General features: G+C 41.4%; 17 protein-coding genes and 2 pseudogenes. 5 read left to right on the top strand and 14 right to left on the bottom strand.

All coding sequences use genetic code 11. From position 1 onward, the window contains the following. Window positions 1–400: 400 nt before the first annotated feature. Window positions 401–1,291: a DUF6612 family protein gene (locus QR40_RS14600; RefSeq protein ID WP_044295737.1), complete on the top strand. Its 891-nt coding sequence runs from the start codon at window positions 401–403 to the stop codon at window positions 1,289–1,291. 198 nt (window positions 1,292–1,489) lie between these two features. Then, entirely contained in the window at window positions 1,490–2,347 is an 858-nt protein-coding gene (locus QR40_RS14605; protein WP_027292426.1) for a DUF6612 family protein, read from the top strand. 221 nt (window positions 2,348–2,568) lie between these two features. On the opposite strand, the pseudogene QR40_RS33740 reads toward QR40_RS14605, so the two are convergent. Continuing rightward, window positions 2,569–2,634 (bottom strand): annotated as a pseudogene (locus QR40_RS33740) (hypothetical protein); the annotation flags it as partial. 423 nt (window positions 2,635–3,057) lie between these two features. Between QR40_RS33740 and QR40_RS14610 the strand changes: the two are divergent. Both QR40_RS14610 and QR40_RS14615 read left to right on the top strand, forming a co-directional pair. Next, complete coding sequence (locus QR40_RS14610) at window positions 3,058–3,612, top strand: hypothetical protein (RefSeq protein ID WP_044295738.1); 555 nt, start codon at window positions 3,058–3,060, stop codon at window positions 3,610–3,612. Window positions 3,613–3,836: 224 nt separating this feature from the next. After that, window positions 3,837–4,295, top strand: coding sequence for a hypothetical protein (locus tag QR40_RS14615; protein ID WP_044295739.1), 459 nt, complete (start codon window positions 3,837–3,839; stop codon window positions 4,293–4,295). 207 nt (window positions 4,296–4,502) lie between these two features. Here the strand turns inward: QR40_RS14615 and QR40_RS14620 are convergent, their stop codons facing one another. The 10 genes from QR40_RS14620 to QR40_RS14660 all read right to left on the bottom strand — a co-directional run bounded on the left by QR40_RS14620 (window position 4,503) and on the right by QR40_RS14660 (window position 15,447). Beyond that, entirely contained in the window at window positions 4,503–6,212 is a 1,710-nt protein-coding gene (locus QR40_RS14620) for a sulfate adenylyltransferase subunit 1 (RefSeq protein ID WP_052430867.1), read from the bottom strand. Continuing rightward, the gene (gene cysD / locus QR40_RS14625) at window positions 6,212–7,123 is read right to left on the bottom strand and encodes a sulfate adenylyltransferase subunit CysD (RefSeq protein WP_027292423.1); all 912 of its coding nucleotides are present in this window, start codon (window positions 7,121–7,123) and stop codon (window positions 6,212–6,214) included. The genes QR40_RS14620 and cysD overlap by 1 nt, the downstream gene beginning before the upstream one ends. 180 nt (window positions 7,124–7,303) lie before the next feature. Further along, complete coding sequence (locus QR40_RS14630) at window positions 7,304–7,618, bottom strand: 4Fe-4S dicluster domain-containing protein (RefSeq protein ID WP_044295740.1); 315 nt, start codon at window positions 7,616–7,618, stop codon at window positions 7,304–7,306. Then, the gene (locus QR40_RS14635; protein WP_044295741.1) at window positions 7,602–9,308 is read right to left on the bottom strand and encodes an adenylyl-sulfate reductase subunit alpha; all 1,707 of its coding nucleotides are present in this window, start codon (window positions 9,306–9,308) and stop codon (window positions 7,602–7,604) included. The genes QR40_RS14630 and QR40_RS14635 overlap by 17 nt, the downstream gene beginning before the upstream one ends. Before the next feature lie 130 nt (window positions 9,309–9,438). After that, window positions 9,439–10,500 (bottom strand): sulfate/molybdate ABC transporter ATP-binding protein, encoded by a 1,062-nt coding sequence (locus QR40_RS14640; RefSeq protein ID WP_027292420.1) that lies wholly within the window; start codon window positions 10,498–10,500, stop codon window positions 9,439–9,441. After that, window positions 10,500–11,324: a sulfate ABC transporter permease subunit CysW gene (gene cysW / locus QR40_RS14645; RefSeq protein WP_027292419.1), complete on the bottom strand. Its 825-nt coding sequence runs from the start codon at window positions 11,322–11,324 to the stop codon at window positions 10,500–10,502. The genes QR40_RS14640 and cysW overlap by 1 nt, the downstream gene beginning before the upstream one ends. A gap of 13 nt (window positions 11,325–11,337) precedes the next feature. After that, window positions 11,338–12,171, bottom strand: a complete 834-nt coding sequence (gene cysT, locus QR40_RS14650; protein ID WP_044295742.1) for a sulfate ABC transporter permease subunit CysT — start codon at window positions 12,169–12,171, stop codon at window positions 11,338–11,340. 81 nt (window positions 12,172–12,252) lie between these two features. After that, window positions 12,253–13,341 (bottom strand): sulfate ABC transporter substrate-binding protein, encoded by a 1,089-nt coding sequence (locus QR40_RS14655; protein ID WP_081998921.1) that lies wholly within the window; start codon window positions 13,339–13,341, stop codon window positions 12,253–12,255. 102 nt (window positions 13,342–13,443) lie between these two features. Further along, window positions 13,444–13,599, bottom strand: coding sequence for a YezD family protein (locus tag QR40_RS30930; RefSeq protein WP_081820097.1), 156 nt, complete (start codon window positions 13,597–13,599; stop codon window positions 13,444–13,446). A 507-nt stretch (window positions 13,600–14,106) separates the two neighbouring features. Beyond that, a complete protein-coding gene (locus tag QR40_RS14660; protein WP_044295744.1) occupies window positions 14,107–15,447 on the bottom strand; it encodes an MATE family efflux transporter in 1,341 nt (446 codons plus the stop codon). 243 nt (window positions 15,448–15,690) lie between these two features. Here QR40_RS14660 and QR40_RS33745 point away from each other — a divergent pair. Beyond that, window positions 15,691–15,747: pseudogene (locus QR40_RS33745) on the top strand (hypothetical protein); the annotation flags it as partial. Window positions 15,748–15,799: 52 nt separating this feature from the next. Here QR40_RS33745 and QR40_RS14665 read toward each other — a convergent pair. The 3 genes from QR40_RS14665 to QR40_RS14675 form a co-directional block, all read right to left on the bottom strand. Then, entirely contained in the window at window positions 15,800–16,522 is a 723-nt protein-coding gene (locus QR40_RS14665; RefSeq protein WP_044295745.1) for an MBL fold metallo-hydrolase, read from the bottom strand. Window positions 16,523–16,693: 171 nt separating this feature from the next. Next, window positions 16,694–18,127 (bottom strand): sucrose phosphorylase, encoded by a 1,434-nt coding sequence (gtfA, locus tag QR40_RS14670; protein ID WP_200889756.1) that lies wholly within the window; start codon window positions 18,125–18,127, stop codon window positions 16,694–16,696. A gap of 117 nt (window positions 18,128–18,244) precedes the next feature. Next, the gene (locus tag QR40_RS14675) at window positions 18,245–18,835 is read right to left on the bottom strand and encodes a class II aldolase/adducin family protein (protein ID WP_052430868.1); all 591 of its coding nucleotides are present in this window, start codon (window positions 18,833–18,835) and stop codon (window positions 18,245–18,247) included. Between the last annotated feature and the right edge of the window lie 3 nt (window positions 18,836–18,838).

An 18,838-nucleotide genomic window follows, 5' to 3' on the forward strand; every position in this document is an offset into this window, starting at 1 on the left:
ACATTTGTAATATTTAATTACAAAAATTTTTATTTATATATTACATCTGTAGGATTTTAAAGTCAAGTACTTTTCTCATTTACCATGATATTCATAACCCAAAATAAAATCTTTAAATTTTGTCATGATTTCATGTCCGCCCAGGGTCTTCCACTTTACAATACACAAGCAGATTAAAAGCAGATTTGTCTTTTATGTCATACCTGCCACGTTAAATTATGCCGGAAATGTCCGTACTTTCTTCAATAAAGAGTTTAAAACACATACAAAATCTGCATTTCAATACAAATCTGATCCGTATTTTATAAAATCATATATAATGATAATTATGTTTCTATTTCTAAAAGGAAAACTATAGAAAAACCGATTAAAAGTCTAAACAACATCAAAAGGAGAGAATATGAAAAAGAACTTATGGAAATACGGCTGTACTCTATTAGCAGGCAGTATCCTGATTCTAAACATAACAGGATGCGGAAAGGTAACTGCAGAATCACTTATGAACTCCATGTCAGAAAACATGTCAAAAGTAAATGATTATAAAATTGATATGTCGGCAGATCTAAACGCCAGCGGATCCATGAGCGGAGTTACGCTGGATGTCCAGGCAGGTCTGGATATAGCACTTCAGCTAAATGTGGAGCCACAGATACTGTATGCTGATGGTAATATTTGGTTCAAAACACTGGGTATGGAGCAGAAAATAGATGTTGCGTCTTACTCTATGAAAGAAGATCCGGATATCATCAATTATTTTCAAATCGGAAAATCAGAATGGAAAAGGAACACCATTACCAATCCGGAAAATGACCCAGACGTAAATATATATAATGAACTCACAGATTTGTCGGTTAATTTAGAACTGGAGGATCATACATCCCAGCTGGAAGACATAGAATGTTACAAACTCAAAGGTCTTTTGGATACGAATGCCTTGCGTAAAATGGCAGATTCACTATATGATCAGTTCGATGAAGCTGCCAATATTTATAAAGATGTTAACTGGGCGGAAATCGAAATACCTATAGAATTCTACGTTTCCAAAAAAGAAAAAATGCCGGTTAAAATAAGTGTGGAGTTAAAACCATTATTGATGGGACTGATGAAATCTCTTGATGACCAGAAAGACCTAAGCATAAACTGTGATCATTTAACATTAAACTTTATTTATAGTTCTTTCGGAGAAATTGGTACGATTTCCCTCCCACAGGAAATTAAAGATATTCAGACAGAAAAGACTTCGGAAGCCATGAATTCAGAAACAGAAAATATTACAACAAAAACAATATAAATTTATGAAAATAGCAGAAGGCAAATATGTTCTTCTGCTTTTCTATCTCTATTTGCACATTTTATGTTATAAAATGTGCATTTCAATACACTCCCGATCCGATCACAAATAAATCATATATAATGACTATCATGTGTTCTTTCTGTCTTAAGAATACAATCACCCATTGAAAAGGGAAAGACAAAGGAGAAAAAAAGTATGAAAAAGAAATTTGTAAGGTATAGCTGTGCTGTATTGGGAAGCAGTATTTTGATTTTAAGCGTGACAGGATGCGGTAAAGCAACATCCGAATCACTTCTAAAATCCATGTCCGAAAATATGTCGAAAGCAGAAAACTATAAAATAGACATGCTTATGGATTTGAAAGCCGGCGGCACTGTTCAGGGAATTTCGGTCGATGTTACCATGAATATGGATATGGGAATGAAGGTAAACACAGATCCCGAAATCATACATGCCGAAGGGAGTATGGCTTTGGGAATGCTTGGTATGGATCAGACATCTCCACTAGAAGTATATACGGTCCGGGACGGTGATAACACAATTTCGTACACCAAAACAGGGGAAGAGGGCTGGACAAAAGAAGTACAAGAAAATCTGGATAAAAGCCTGAATGCTTATGAATTTAAAGAGTTTGAAAAACTGGCAGCAAGTCTGGAATTGGAAAAGAATACAACTGATCTGGAAGGTGTTGAATGCTATGCATTAAAAGGTGTACTGGACGGCGAAGCATTGAGCACAATTCTGGACTCTGCATTAAGTGCAATGAACGATTCTGCGGAGATCATGGGGGATGCAGATTGGGCAGCTATTAAAATTCCGGTAGAATTTTATATTGCAAAAAAAGATTCCATGCCGGTAAAAATGACGCTTGATTTGCAGACTATGATGTTAGAAGCCATGAAATCAGCGGGAGCACAGGAAGATGTAGAATTCAACTGTGAATCATGCACTTTTGATCTTAAATTTGGGTCTTTTGGCGAAGTTGAAACCATTACGCTTCCGGATGATGTCAAAAACTCTGCCATAGAAAAACCTGCAGACAGCGCAGCTTAAAGCGTATTTATAAACAGATTTTACAAGCTGTACTTTCCATTTACCGGGAAGACGCAGGATGATCTGTTTTAAAATGTTCATTTTCTGTAATCAATGTAACCGCAGCAGATAAAACAGGGTGTAATCTTCACACTTTTATTATTTTGTTACAGAAAAACAGCCATTTAGTACAAACATGTTCTAACTGTTTTTAATTTGTGTATAATAGTGATTGCTTAGTATTACATGATTCCCATCCCGCAGCTCCCACAAGCTGCGGCGGGTACTCCCAACAATATAATATTTTCTAAATCCTATATAATTTTATAGATAAAACAGAATCTTATCTGATCTGAAATCCCAGCTTCACAGCATCCAGCTCTTCTCCCTTAACCCTTTATCTCTTAACGTATTTTTAACCTAACAGACCATAACGCTTAAATTCGGGGCTAATCCTTGTCTATTTTCTAACTGCCGCGATGTGGTCAATCGACGTATCCGCTGCGCCTCATTCCCCGCCTTGCAAACGCTTTGTAGCTGGGGGTAGTGTTCGGAAAGTAGTAAGCTATCTTACCAACCAAAACAACTTGAAAATCTACATTTATTCCCCTATAATAATGTACATAAACTATTACAACGAGAAAAATAGCTTAAGCTTTAAAAGTGATCCAATTGCTCCATACAACCGCTAAATGGAAAAAAGCATAAGTTATTATAAGGAGAAGTGAATTATGAAATGTGTAATCTGTGGAAACGAGAAAAGTATTTTTTCAGTAATTGGTCTAGACGGCAGCATCTGCAGCAGATGCAACGAACACCTTAATATGTATACCTACGATAATCCGGCTGTTGCAAAAGCTTATTTTGACAAAGTGGCAGAAATTAACGAATTAGGACCAGATACAAAACGCTTTCTGGAACTCAAATACCGGGAACATCAAAGTGATATATCCGAATTTGATGTCGAAAATGCGAAAAAAAATATTTCACTGGAAATGCCTTTGGATACTTGTTACGAAAGTACTTGCAAAGAAGAAAATGTATCACGAAAATCTTCCCATCGGAATCCGGAATCTGAATTACATAATTCCCATGATTGCAGTCTGGAATATAAAGCATTTCATCGCGAATTAGCTAATATAGAAAAAAAACTGGAAGACCAGTATAATAATGTAAGAACCATAAAAAATATACTGATATTCTTTGCAATTATAACTGGAATCGGATTAGTCTGTACATTTATTTATGTTGCCCAGCTGATAAGCGCTATAAATAAAGTATTTTAATTCCAAAAACATTCTATGCCAGAAAACTTACCTTTTAATACAAACATTACCACAACGCTCTGACAATCGTATATAATAAATCTTGAATTTCGTTATTCACAATGTCAGCTCCGCAGCTTCCTCCAACGCTGCGGAGTAACTCCATTTTGCCTGGCTCCGGGGTTATATCAGGAGCCGGTGTATCGTAAAGATCAAAACCCGTTTATAATCTCCAGGAGGTTTCCGTGAAATTTAATCCCCCCAGACTACTGACAAAAGAAAACTGTTCCAATCATAAAATCGAATATTTTGCTTCCGCATTTATAAAACATTATTCCTTTAAAGAAAATTTTGACTACTCGGTCCAAAGCCTTTCCCAGCTGGATCATATCCTGAAAACAATGCCGCCATATGCCAAATTTAATCCGGCGTTCCGGCAAAATACCAGGGTTTTATTTGGCTGCTATATTCTGGAAACAGCCAGACGCTCTTTCGGCGGAAAATATAAGTGGTGGGAGATAAAAGAATTACCCATACTTCTTTCCGGTGAACCCCAAAACGCTATCGGTATTGCACCCTTTGATAAAGTGTTAGAAAGAATGGTTTCTGACGTAACCGAATCGATCCCGGAATTCTTTCAAATATATGTAGACATGATGGAGAAATCAAAAACCGAAAGCCGCCTTTCTTTTATTATCTACTGATAGTTCATCAAAGAAACTGGTAACACAAAAACTGCATTTCAATACATTCGTGAACAAAAAGCCGATGTAATTATATATAATAATTGAGTAATAAACTTCTTTATCATTTTAACTCTGTTTACAGAGAACTCTCTTTTCAAATACCCCGGAGCCAGCCAACCTCCGGGGTATTTCAGCTATATTTTCAGAATCATTTATTTTCTCAAATTAAATCACCCAGAAATTATCATGAAAGATAATTCTGCGGTAAGCCCCAAAATCCATCCACCGGTTTAAAAATTCTGCCTGCCGATTATCTTTTTTTAGCTCCCATTCTTTAAAAAGTTCTGATACTTCATCATCGCTATTTACCTGAATTCCAAATCCTCTGCCATTTAAAACCGGTACACCACTATAATGATATTCCTTTAATGACTGTATTTCCGCTATCTGTCCTTTGCGTATGCGTACCGCTGTCTTATCGCGAAGTACACAAACATCAAAATCTTCGGGATATGAAAAACTCTCCCCATCTAACGGGATTTGATCTCCAATAGTATACACCTGCTGTACTTCTCTGCTTTTCATAACAGACAGGCTTTCCAGATTGTAATAATATTCTTCAAAAATATCGCCTCTTGCCCTGAGGTCACCATGGATAAAAGTACTGTCTCTCCCCTCTTTCTCCCCTGCTTCGTCTAACCCACACAGTTCTTCAATAACACCGCAGGCAGAAGTCATATTTGTTATCCTGTCGATCAGAATCAATTCTCCCAGCGTTTTATGCTTATGGAACAGATCGATTACAGCCGGTTCTGTCAAAGCAATTTCACAACGTGCAATTTCATTCTTCACCAGGTTCTCTGCTGCTAAATGTTCCCCTGTATTCACATCTACTTTATACCGGATCGCTTTTACCACTCCCGGTATTAATTTTGTTCCCGTCTTAACCAGAAATTCTTTTCCGGGAACCAGTCTGGAGTCATCCATCCACAACAGACTTGTCACAAATTGTTTGACTGGTTTTAAATCGGTATCTTTAGTCAGCACACATCCTCTGGAAACATCTACTTCCCGGTCCAGCTGAATGGTCACAGCCTGACCTGCGTATGCTTTGGAGGTTTCCCGGTCTCCCGCATAAATACTCTTTACAACCGCCCGCTGTGCACTTGGCAAAGTAATTAGTTCTTCTCCTGTCTCTATCACACCGGATTCAATCTGACCCTGAAATCCCCGGAAAGTATGATCCGGTCGGCACACTCTTTGTACCGGAAGTACAAATCCCTGTTCCGAAGTTACGGCAACGTCGATATTTTCCAGGCAGGTAAGCAAATCCTGGCCTTCATACCAGGGTGTGTTTGCTGATTTTTTTGTTACATTATCTCCTTCCGTAGCAGATACCGGGATACAAATGATATTTTCAAGCAACAGTTCTTCTTTCAATTCCTGCAATTCACGTTCAATTTCCAGAAAACGATTCTGGTCGTATCCCATGAGATCCATTTTATTTACTGCAAATATAAAAGAACGGATACCCATTAACGAACATATTCTGGCATGGCGCCTGGTCTGCACCAGTACACCTTGTTTTGCGTCCACAAGTATTACTGCCAGATCTGCAAATGATGCACCCACTGCCATATTTCTGGTATACTCCTCATGTCCCGGAGTATCTGCCACAATAAAGCTTCTATGATCTGTTGTAAAGTAGCGATATGCTGCATCTATCGTAATTCCCTGTTCCCGCTCAGCCATTAAACCATCCAGAAGTAGGGAATAATCAATCTCACCTCCGCGGCTGCCAACCTTGCTGTCCAGCTCCAGTGCTTTTTCCTGATCTGCATAAAGCAGTTTCGCATCGTATAAAATATGCCCGATCAGGGTTGATTTTCCATCATCCACGCTTCCGCAGGTTATAAATTTTAATAATCCTTTCATTAGAAATATCCCTCCCTTTTTCTTCGCTCCATGCTGCCCGCCTCTTCTTTATCAATCACCCGGGTGGTACGTTCAGAGGAAACTGCACTTAACGTTTCTTCGATAATTTCATCCAGCGTTGCTGCCCTGGATTCACATCCGCCTGTGAGGGGGTAACATCCCAGGGTACGGAATCTTACACTTTTATGCTGAATTTTTTCCTCCGGCAGCAATTCTAATCTGTCATCATCTACCATAATCAGATTGCCATCCCTTTCAATAACCGGACGTTCTGCAGCAAAATATAACGGTACAATGTCAATATTTTCTCTTTTAATATACTGCCAGATATCTTTTTCGGTCCAGTTTGAAATTGGAAATACCCGCATACTTTCTCCCTTATGGATTTTCGTATTATATAATTTCCACATTTCCGGACGCTGGTTCTTGGGATCCCAGGCATGGGCTTCATTTCGAAAAGAAAAGATTCTCTCTTTTGCCCTTGCTTTTTCTTCATCACGGCGTCCGCCTCCAAATGCAGCCGTAAAACCATACTTTGTAAGTGCCTGTTTTAATGCCTGAGTCTTCATAATATCCGTATATGCAGCTCCATGGTCAAAGGGGTTGATTCCCTGGCGTATTCCCTCTTCATTGCTGTATACCAGCATCTCAATCCCCAATTCCTCCGCTTTTCTGTCTCGGAACTCTATCATTTCATGAAACTTCCATGTGGTATCTATATGTAAAAACGGGAATGGCGGTTTCTGCGGATAGAATGCCTTTAATGCCAGATGCAGCATAACGGAACTATCCTTTCCAATGGAGTACAGCATAACCGGTTTCTCACATTCTGCCGCCACTTCCCGTATTATATAAATTGCCTCCGCTTCCAATTCGTCTAAATGAGATAATTCATTTGATATTTTCTTCATATTTATACCCATTACATATTGCAGGATTGCCTGCAATACTGCCACAATAAAACAGGTTGAAAGAATCACACTGTGGCTTCCTTTCTAAATCATAATTTTCTTTCAACCTTTATTCCTCCTAATTGCTGTATGGTCACTGTCTGGAGCGTGTCTTAAATTCATTCCCTCCATCTGCACTCCTCAATATTGATTTGCATCCTTTTTATTAACTTCGATTGTTACCGTCGTGCCATCTGTTTTCTCTACTTTCCAGTAAAGCAGATCCCCTTTTTCCTCCACAGACAGCAGGCTTCCTTTTCCTCCCATATCCGAACCCAGGTAAAGGGAAATCGCATTTACGGGACACTCTTTTACGCAGGATGCACAGCCCCAGCAGTCTCTGGGATAAGCAATATACGCTTTTCGATCCTGATCTGCCTTCAATAAACTGCCCGGACATACCATACGGCATTTTCCGCATCCGATGCATACATCCCTTTTAATTGTTATGCTCATACTGCTCCCTCCTTCCCGTCAGTTTCCGGTATAAGATTTTAATTTCGCCATCCTCCATGCGGGAATTAACATACTTCATCCATTCAGGATCTTTCCGCGGATAATCCAGATTTTCATTAAAGCTGTTCCACCGGGTCTCCCTGCGTGCCCTGAGGTGCGCAATCAGAGTCAGACAGACCACCAGACGTTCTTTCAGTTCATATACAAACATCACTTCATGCATATCTGCTGCAGACAGATTTTCCGCCAATGCCATTAGTTCCTTTATCTTTCTTTCAGCCAGATTCAGTTGTATCCCATTGTACTGATAATGGTTCGAAATCCCTCCTGCATAAGTATCCATAACCTTCTGCATCGCTTCTTCCAGCTGTTCCGTTGAAAACAGTCCTGGTCTATTCTCCAGTATTTCTTGAATTTCTTTCGCTTTTTCAATACTCACCTGTTCAAATAAACCATCATTATTTTCCGTCAAAGCAGCAGCATTGCACCTTTCTAAATCTTCCAGTATTGCCTGTGCCGCAATCTCGCCTTCCGCCAGTGCTCCGGTTACATATTTCTGGGGACATCCACCAGCCACATCTCCGGCTGCATACAGTCCTGTTATGGTAGTTCTTCGTTTGGTATCGACCCAATATCCACTTGCTGTGTGTCCCCCGACAATATATGGTTCCGTTCCTTCAATCTCCACATCTGCTGCACTTGGCGGCTTGCCTTCCTCTATCCATTTCAGCGTTTGGGACGGCGCCATATTCAGATAAGCTTTCATTAGATCCAGATCCCGTTCTTTGGAAACTCCAGTTGTCTTAAGATAACAGGGCCCCCGGCCGGCAAGATTTTCTTTTACGGTTCCATAAACCCGCTGAGAGGTAGAAATCCCGTACTTTTCCTCATAAAATTCTCCTCGGGCATTCATCTGTTTTGCTCCCGCGCCCTGGGCTATGGTACCAGTCGGTGCGATTGTATCTTTGCAGCGAAGTGCAATAAACCGCATCTCAAAAGTCGTCATCTCTGCCCCGGCACGAATTCCCATAGCATATCCACCGCCTGTATTAAAGGGCGGATACCACATTTTATGTCTTGAAAATCCGGGATTGTTCGGTCGGTACAGCCCTGCAGCGCCTCCTGTAGCACAAAGCACGGCTTTTGCTTCTATCACATAGATCACCGGATCTTCCACTCCAATTCCTACGGCTCCCAGAATTTTATTATCTTTCATGATATAGTCAATGATATGAACCTGGTTCATCACCTGAACATCCTTTAATCCCTGCACCGCATCTGCCAGAAGCGGTTTTATATTTTCTCCGTTAATTTTAATATTCCTTTTTCCCCGGGTGACGTACTCCCCATTTTCATCTTTAAGAATCACAAGTCCCAGGGCTTCCAGCTGTTCGGTTACACCATTCAGCCTTTCAGACATGGTCAGCAGCAGGTCTTCCCTTACGATTTCATTTGCATCTTTCTTTGCATAATCAACGTAGTCATCGGGTATCATCCCTTTTGTAACATAAGCATTGAGTGCATTCACTCCTGCTGCAAGGCACCCGCTTCTCTTAATATTTGCCTTTTCGGCAATTAAGACAGATGCATCACCTTCCCGGCGAATGGTCAATGCAGCGTAACATCCGGCAGTTCCGCCGCCAATAATCAAAATGTCGCTTTTAAGTCTTTTTACCTGTAACTTTTTCATAATCGGCTCCTTTTATTCCCGCCGGCAACGAGCCAAAGTCAAGCTTGCCTGGCCTTGACGGCTGCCGAGAGGGTTGCTGAACGTCCAATGGACGTTTGTCGTTCATCCATTGCATATTTTCAAACAGAATCTAAAGATAAATCAGATTAGTTTCCTGAAGATTCTGATTTTCTACCAGCCTTGCGCTGCGTTCATCGAATTCATACAGCTTATAGATCAATACACTCACCTCATCACCGGACTTTAGCAATTCCTTCTCCAGAGGCCAGTTTGCCGTGAGAGTAAGATCTCCTACCAGAACCCGGACCTCCTGATAGCTGCCGCGAAATGAACTTTCACACACAACCCCGTCTTCACAGGCATGAACAAACTGTTTCATCTTGCCACGCTTTGCAATTTTGATAAATTCAGGCCGGATTACTGCTTTTCTGGATTCTTTTCCTGCATCAAATCCTTTTAATCGTCCATAATTGTCCAGAACCGCAGACTCTCCTACAAATTGTGCCACAAATGGCGTTGCAGGGTGTCTGTAAATATTATCCGGAGTCCCCATCTGTTCTACTCTTCCCCGGTTGGTAATTATAATATCATCTGCAACCTCTACCGCCTCATCCTGGTCATGGGTTACAAAGATACTGGTTATTCCCACTGTATTAATCATTTCTTTTAACCAGCTTCGCAGTTCCTTTCGCACCTTTGCATCAATAGCAGCAAAAGGTTCATCCAGGAGCAGCAGCTGGGGATTCGGTGCAAGTGCCCTGGCAAATGCCACACGCTGCCTCTGGCCTCCCGACAATTGATGGGGATACCGCTTTTCCAGTCCATCCAGGCCGATCAGATGCACCAGCTCCATAACCCGGCTATGTATCTTTTCTTTACTCTGTTTTTTTATCCGAAGCCCAAATGCAATATTTTCAAATACAGTCATATACCGGAACAACGCGTAGCTTTGAAATACAAATCCGATTCCCCGCTTACTTGGTTCCTGATCATTGACCCTGATGCCGTCAATGAATATATCCCCGTCATCAGGCGTCTCAAGCCCTGCTATCATACGAAGAATCGTTGTCTTTCCGCTGCCGCTGGGTCCAAGGAGCCCCGCCATTCTGCCCTTTTCGATACCAAAGCTCACCTGATCAGATGCCGTATAATCGCCAAAGGTTTTCCGAATATTTTTTAACTCCACATACATTAGCGGCCACCTCCTTTTTTCCCTTTATATTCAACCAGATTTCTTAAAATAAGAATAACAACTGCCAGCAGCACCAGAATCGTAGACACTGCAAATGCCTGTGAAAACTTAAATTCATTGTATAAAATCTCCACATGAAGCGGCAATGTGTTGGTTTTCCCTCTCAGATGTCCGGAAATAACGGACACTGCTCCAAACTCTCCTACTGCTCTGGCTGTACATAAAATAATTCCATATAGCAAAGCCCACTTTATATGAGGAAATGTAATCTTACGAAAGATCGTAAAGCCTCCCGCTCCCATAAGTGCTGCCGCCTCTTCCTCATCGGTTCCCTGGGCATTCAGTACCGGTATCAGCTCCCTGGAAATAAAGGGAAATGTAACAAAAATCGTTGCCAGTATAATGCCGGGAATAGCAAATACAATTTTAATATCCGCCGTCTGCAGCAGAGGATATGCCCACCCGATTCTGCCAAAGGTCATAGAAAGCACCAGACCGGCTATAACCGGGGAAATGGCAAATGGAATGTCAATCAGTGTTGTTACAAACTTCTTTCCCCGGAAATGGTACTTGGTCACTGCCCAGGCTGCAAAAACTCCGAACAGGGTATTTACCGCTACCGCAGCCCCCGTCGCTTTTAATGTGAGAAAAAAGGCTTTCAGCGTATATTCATCTGTGATTGCCTTTGTATAAGCTTCCCAGCCGCCCCGCATTGCCTCTCTTACGATTACAAGTAACGGCAGAATCAGCAGTACCGTTAAAAAAATAAGACTGATTCCGATCAGTACTATTTTTGTAACCCGGTTTTCCTGTTTTTCTTTCATATCCGCCTTCCTCCTATTCTCCTGCAAACTTTCCCGCATAGATCTGTACCGAGTTAATCAATAATAATATTAAAAATGAGATCAGAAGCATTACCAACGCAATTGCTGTGGCTCCTTCATAATCGAATTGTTCCAGTTTTCCCATAATCAGCAACGGGGCGATCTCTGTTTTATATGGAATATTTCCTGCAATAAATACCACACTGCCATACTCCCCAAGGGCTCTGGCAAATGCCAAACCAAATCCGGTCAGCAGCGCCGGTGTAATCTCCGGCAGTATAATGCAGAAAAAAGAAACCACTCTTCCGGCACCAAGCATCGCTGCTGCCTCCTCATATTGTCTGTCTAACTTTTCAAGAACAGGTTGAACTGACCTTACGATAAATGGTATCCCGATAAATATCATGGCTATGGTAATTCCAACACGGGTATAGGCAATTTTAATTCCTGCCTTTGCAAACAGTCCGCCAATCCACCCATTATCGGAATACAGCGTCGTTAGCGCAATACCTGCTACTGCTGTGGGAATCGCAAATGGCAGTTCAATCAAACCATCTGCAATTCGTTTCAATGGAAAATCATACCTTACCAGAACCCAGGCTAAGATGACCCCAAAAAAACTGTTGATCAGCGCCGCAATCAATGCACATAGAAAACTCACCTTATAGCCGTCCATAATTCTCCTGTCCGTAACAATCCCTACGAATTCGGCAAATCCCAGCCCTGATGCGCTGATCACAATAGACGCCAGGGGAATGATAACGATCAGCCCAAGCAATGCCAGTGTAATACCCATTGTGAGACCGAATCCCGGAATCACTCTTTTTGATCTTTGTTTTCTTTTCATATATTTCCTTTCTCAGGGCGCAAATCCTGATATCATAAATTTCAGTCACACTCTGGTCTTCTGCCGTTTCAGATCCCCATTTTAATTTGCTTCATAGATCTGGTCAAAGATACCACCGTCATCAAAATGTTTCTTCTGTACTTCTTCCCAACCGCCAAAGATCTTATCATCTATGGTAACCAGATTCATTTTCAGATTAAACTGTTTCCCATACTGAGAAGCAACTTTCCCATCTGAAGGGCGATAGTAATTTTCGGCGGCAATCCGCTGTCCCTCCTCTGAATAGAGGTACTCCAGGTAGGCCTGAGCTGCCTTTCTGGTTCCTCTCTCATCTACCGTCTGATCCACTACTGCCACAGGGGGCTCCGCTTTGATACTGATATCCGGTGTAATTAATTCATATTCATCAGGATGTTCCTTCATCGCCAGATATGCTTCATTCTCCCAGGCGAGAAGAACATCCCCCTGCCCGTTTTCCACAAATGTTGTCGTTGCGCCTCTGGCTCCCGAATCTAAAACCAGCACATTATCATATAACTTTTTGATAAACGATTTCACATTTTCCTCATCTCCCTGATAAGTTTTCTCTGCATAAGCCCATGCTGCAAGATAATTCCACCTGGCTCCGCCTGACGTCTTGGGATTTGGTGTAATGACCTTTACATCTGGCTTGATCAGATCCTGCCATCCGCTGATCTGTGCCGGATTTCCCTTTCTTACGAGAAAAACAATGGTGGATGTATAAGGAGCACTGTTATCCTGCAGCTTACTCTGCCAGCCTTCCTTAATCAGTCCTGCATCCTGAATTGCTGTAATATCTGCTGCCAGTGCAAGTGTAACCACATCTGCCTCATTACCTTCAATAACGGACCTCGCCTGCTTTCCGGAACCCCCATGCGACTGTGTAATCTCGATCTCCTGACCCGTTTTTTCTTTCCAATATTTTGCAAAAGCCTCATTATAACGTTCATACAATTCCCTGGTTGGATCATAGGAAACATTCGTGAGTTCTATCTTCTCCGTATTCGATCCCTCTTTCGCCTCTGCACTGGAAGCTTCTTTTTGGCAGCCCGTTAGTGCTGCTGCCGATAATAAAATAGTTGTTAATAGCATCGTCAATCTGATCTTTCTTCCTTTTATTGCTAAGTCACTCTTCTTTTCATTTTTCATAATTTATCCCCTCTCTTTCTATATTGAAAACTGCAGTACTGTACAAAAAAACTGGAGATTTCGAAAATAATTTTTTCCGAAACCTCCAGTTGACTGGTCAGTTTATCTTAATCTTTCTTTTACATTTTTTTCAATCTGAACGATTCGTCCATCCTGGATGATAACCGAAACGGCACCATACTGCACCGACTCAATTGCCTGTATAACTTTTGTTATATCATCTCTCTGTCCGTAAGAATCCACTTTCTTTTTTTCCATTCATCCACCTCTTAACTTTCATATGCAAATACAGCAGTGCACCTGACAGGAACAACATCGGCACATTCGTGCCTCCTCTATGTATATTTGATTTTGGTTTCTTCGAATATTCATGTGAATTCTCCTTTCATACTTTTCTAATCCCATATAACCTATTAAGTATATCAAGTTAGTATGATATTAGCTATTATATCCTTAATTTTACATTTGTCAAGTGGTTTTTTGAAATTAAATCTGGAAATCAGATCTGATTTCAAATTTGGATTTCAAATCGGGAATTTAAATTAGGAAATACATAATACTCAATAAGCATATGATCGGTTCTGGAAAATATATTCACAATTTTACTAATCAGTTCTATAATTTTGATAGGCATTTTGCTGATTAGGGGTTGCTGATTGAAGACGCTTTAGAGCAGCATCCGACTGGCTCCCATGGGTTGCTAAACGGGCATTGAGCTGCGAAAGCCTTCCGGATTTTCAGCGAATGCCCGACTCAACTAAACATCTATTTCACATTTTTCAAGTACTTCCCAGTTCTCACCCTATACACAAAGCATATTGACCGGAAAAGCCAGTCGATAGCCATAGCTGCCCATACTCCCAGGAGCCCCATTTCAAAATGCAGTCCCAGCAGATAACTAAACCCTACCCGAAATATCCACATAGAACCAATGGATACCACCATTGTATAAGGAGCGTCAAAAGATGCCCTTAGTACATTGGGGAGGGAAAATGCCAGGGGCCAGAGAAGTGCTGCACAAACGCTGTGAAATATAACGATTTGTTTTGCCATCACAGAAGCTTCCGAGGACACATGATAGATTCCCACAATGGGACCTGCCATGAGAATAATGCCTATATTCAGCAATGCCATGAATAGATAAGCATACTTTATCAGTTTAACTGTATAACGCCTGGATTCGTCATAGGCCCCTGCTCCCACAGACTGTCCCACCACGGTAATCAGCGCAGTTCCTACTGCAGATGCCGGAATAACTGCACAGCCGGCTACTACACCTACAATAGCATTGGCAGCAATCGCCGCGGTGCCAAATCCGGCAATCAGGCTTTGTACCAGAATCTTTCCAATCTGAAAGATGCAGTTATCAAGCCCGGTAGGAACCCCTATCCGCAAAATATCCTTAATAATTCCAGGTTGAAACCCCAGTCGGAAATGCCTTTCATAATGTATGTCTTTCTTCTGGTCATGAAGAATCACCAGCATAATCACAGCTCCTGCCGCCCTGGACAATAAAGTGGAAAATGCAACCCCAAATACACCCATATGAAATACAAAAATCAGTATTGCATTTCCGGTTACATTCATGATATTCATCAATATAGAGGTATACATTGCTGTTTTTGAATTCCCCATAGACCGCAGCAATGCCGTGCTTGCACTGTATATCCCCAAAAAAGGAAATGACAATGCAGTCAGGTAAAAATAAACTACTGCATTTTCCATTACCGCCTTTTCTACATTTCCAAAAATGGATGCAAGAATGAATCGATTTCCAATCAGTGATATCACCATGATCAAAGATGCCATACCCGTTATGGCTAACAGCAGCTGATCTGCAGTCTTACAGGCTCTTTGCGTATTTTTCTCGCCCAGCCGGTGCGCAGCCACAACTGCACCACCGGTTGACAGGCATACAAAAATATTAATCAATAATATATTGATGGAATCTACCAGCGAAACTCCGGATACCGCTGCTTCTCCCACACCGGACACCATAACGGTATCCGCCATTCCTACCGTGACTCCAAGTATCTGTTCCAGAATCAAAGGAATAATCAATGCTTTCAACTGCCTGTTTGAAAATATTTCTTTTTTATTTCCCATTTTCAATCTCTGTCTTTCTAACGAATTCTTTATTCGTTGTTGATGATTATGTCTGTGAACTGCATTTGGGTTAAGCTGATTAAGACGCTTTGTAAATGATAGGTAGTGTACAGAAAAATGGGTGCGGGAAACTGGTTTGGGCTCCGTCAACTGGCGCGGATAGCAGGTGCTATATAGTGGCATATTTACACTAGAGCGTGTTTGAAAATTCATTCCTGCCATCTGCACGCCCCACTTTGCGGCATATTTGCCCCGAATTCAGGTTACGTAGCCCGCTACGCGCCCTTCATCCGGGACAAATCTCCCACAAACTGTGACGCACAGCTGCCAGAAAGCAATTTTAAAACACGCTCTAGTACCGAAACTCTTCCTTCATTGGCTTAAACCAGGGATTATAATATACACCAAACTGCCGCTTTGCATCCATAATCCTTCTATCGGCATCTGTAATGACATTTGCCCCAACATGCCCGAAACTAAATCCGTCAAAATGCATTGCAGTGAGCTTATCCAGGCTCTCCATCCAAAGCTTTGCATCAGACCCAATCTGTTCACTAAAGCCGCCCCAGATCGTATCCCCTGCAACTAAAAATTGATAACCGGCGCAATCCAAGGCAAAGCAGACGCTTCCTCTTGTATGCCCTGGTGTATGTACCACTGTCATTGTTATCTGGTTTCCAAAGTTTATCTGCTGACCATCCTTTAGGTACCCATTTACTATACAGGGAGGAAATGGATTGCCATAAAGCAATTCACCTGTGGTCAGGATCGGATCGCCCGTTTCCACCTGCCAGGCATCTGCTTCATGAATCATCACCCTGCATTTATATTTTTGCTGAAATAACGCTGCCGCTCCAACATGATCGTAATGCCCGTGGGTTCCATAAATATACCGGATATCATCAGGCGCAAATCCCAGTAATCTGATATTCTCTGTAATCCTGAAAAAGCCATCCGGCGTGCCACAGTCCAACAGGTAAAGTCCCGCATCCCCCTCGATCAGATATGCTGTGGCATCAAAGGAATGGGACAGAGATACACCTGCCACCATGTAAAGATGATTCATTAGTTTCATAGTTCCCCTTCTTTTGCATAAATGTAACAAATATGCCGCTTCTTTTGATGATGATCAGATTTTCCAAGCTTTTGATCCTACGATTACTTCCATTTTCATGGTTCAGGATTTTTCAGAAATTGCCATGTATGCCGCTGATTTATTATTGCGCCGTAACTTCGGCGTATTTCCTTACTGACTCACATAATTATAATTGCTATCATCGCAAATAATACAAAATTTCATTGTCTTCAAATCTGCATCCAGCACCGCTCTGCATCCATTACTTTCCCTTATTATCCTAAGTTTATCATCTGCCGTTTCTTCAGCACAAAAAATATCATCAAATGCCCTGTATTCATTCCGGATCCGCATAAGCCTGCACAGTTCTTTTACCACCGGCTTTTGCACCTCCTGCTTGACTTCCGCAACTGTATAGTTATGTCTGCTGATATCTCTTGGGAAGTCTGTCTTTTTCATTAATTCATAATCATTTTCTCCCGCCAGAAGCCCCATATAATATACTTGCGGGATACCAGGCGCGAAAAACTGGATGGCTCTAGCCAGAAGATAAGCATTATCTTTACATTCCAGTGCCGAATAGTAAGTACAGTTGATCTGATATACCACCGGTTTCTCATTTGCTTTTGCAGAAAAATCCATTTTAAAATTTGCACCGCACTTTTCTGTTACCTTTATTACATGTTCCAGCTCTTCACTGCTCAGTAAATCTTCCACATCCACTGTTCCGATTCCATCATGAGTATCCAGCGTAGTGTATTGATTACGCGGGCAGATTTCAAACCAATGTTTTAACCTTTTGACACTGCCTGTATATAGTGTATGCAGCACCAGCACCGGCAGGGCAAAATCATATACCGCATATCCTTTATCCGCGATTTTCATCTGTACTTTATAATGGTCGTGAATTTCAGGAAGCATCGGAATATGCTTTTCATCCAGAATCTTTTGTACCCGTTCCATAAGTTCCCACATCTCAGGCTCTATAAAAAAGCAGGAAGTCTGATATTTCTTTGTAGCAAAGGCAAATGCATCCAAACGAATCAACGCACCACCGTTATCCATTAAAAACCGGAGGGAACGCTCTATAAACTCCCAGGTAATTGATGATTCCATATTTAAATCCATCTGTTCTTCGCTGAAAGTACACCAGATATTTTCATGCGTACCATCCCGAAAAGTGATATCCTCACAGGGTGCATGGTTTTTCCTCTTATTAAGCATTGCTACGTCTGCCGTAGAAGGCTCTCCTTCCGGCCAAAATTCTTTAAAGCGGATAAACATATCTTTATATTCTGACTTATCATGTTTTTCTATAAAATCCTGAAACTGGGCAGATTGTCTGGAAAGATGATTAATCATAAAATCAAACATTAACTCATAATTTTCAGACAACGCATGAATATCGTCCCAATTGCCAAATGCCGGTTCCACTTCTTCATAGGTAGTAGGCGCGAATCCTCTGTCTCCGGTAGATGGGAAAAACGGAAGAATATGAATCGCGCCTATTTCCTGCGAAAAATACAAATCCAGCATTTCTTTTAACTCTTTTAAGTTCTTACCAAAGCTGTCAGCATAGGTAATCAGCATTATTTTATTATTCATTTTTATACCCGTTGCATATTGCTGGCTTGCCTGCAATACTTCCACAATATAGCGTGTTTGAAAGAATCAATACCGTGGCTTCCTTTCCATTCATAATTTTTTCAACCTTATTTCCCTTCACTCCGGAATGCTCTGGGGTTCCCCCAGAATCTTAGACATAATGATTGTTTTGGATATGCTTTCCAAAACCTCCATTTTATTGTAGGCCTCTATCAGATCTTTCCCATACGTTAACGCACCATGATTTTTAAGCAAAATTGCATTGGAAACAGATACATGGGGTTCTATCGCATCTGCCAGCGCACGTGTCCCTGGCGTTGCATACTCTGCAAGCGCAATATCCGGCAGCATCATTCTGGTTTCAATCAGATAATTGTCCGGAATATTTATTCCTGCCAGTGCAAATGCTGTTGCGCAGACCGGATGAGTATGAATCACAGCATTTACATCCGGTCTCATCTGATAGATCAATTGATGCATCGGATATTCTTTTGAGGCTCGCCCGTTTCCTTCCAGGGTATTGCCCAAAAGATCCAGCACCATGATATATTCCGGCAGTAACAGACCTTTATTCATTCCCGAAGGTGTCAGTAAAATATGATCTTTAGACACCTTCATACTGATATTGCCATCACATGCAGTTACTAATTGCCGCTCATAAAGCATACGGCAGATATTCACCAATGCTTGTTTTTCATCTATATACACAAA

The sequence above is a fragment of the Robinsoniella peoriensis genome (genome assembly GCF_000797495.1).
GTDB classification, from domain to species: Bacteria; Bacillota; Clostridia; order Lachnospirales; family Lachnospiraceae; genus Robinsoniella; species Robinsoniella peoriensis.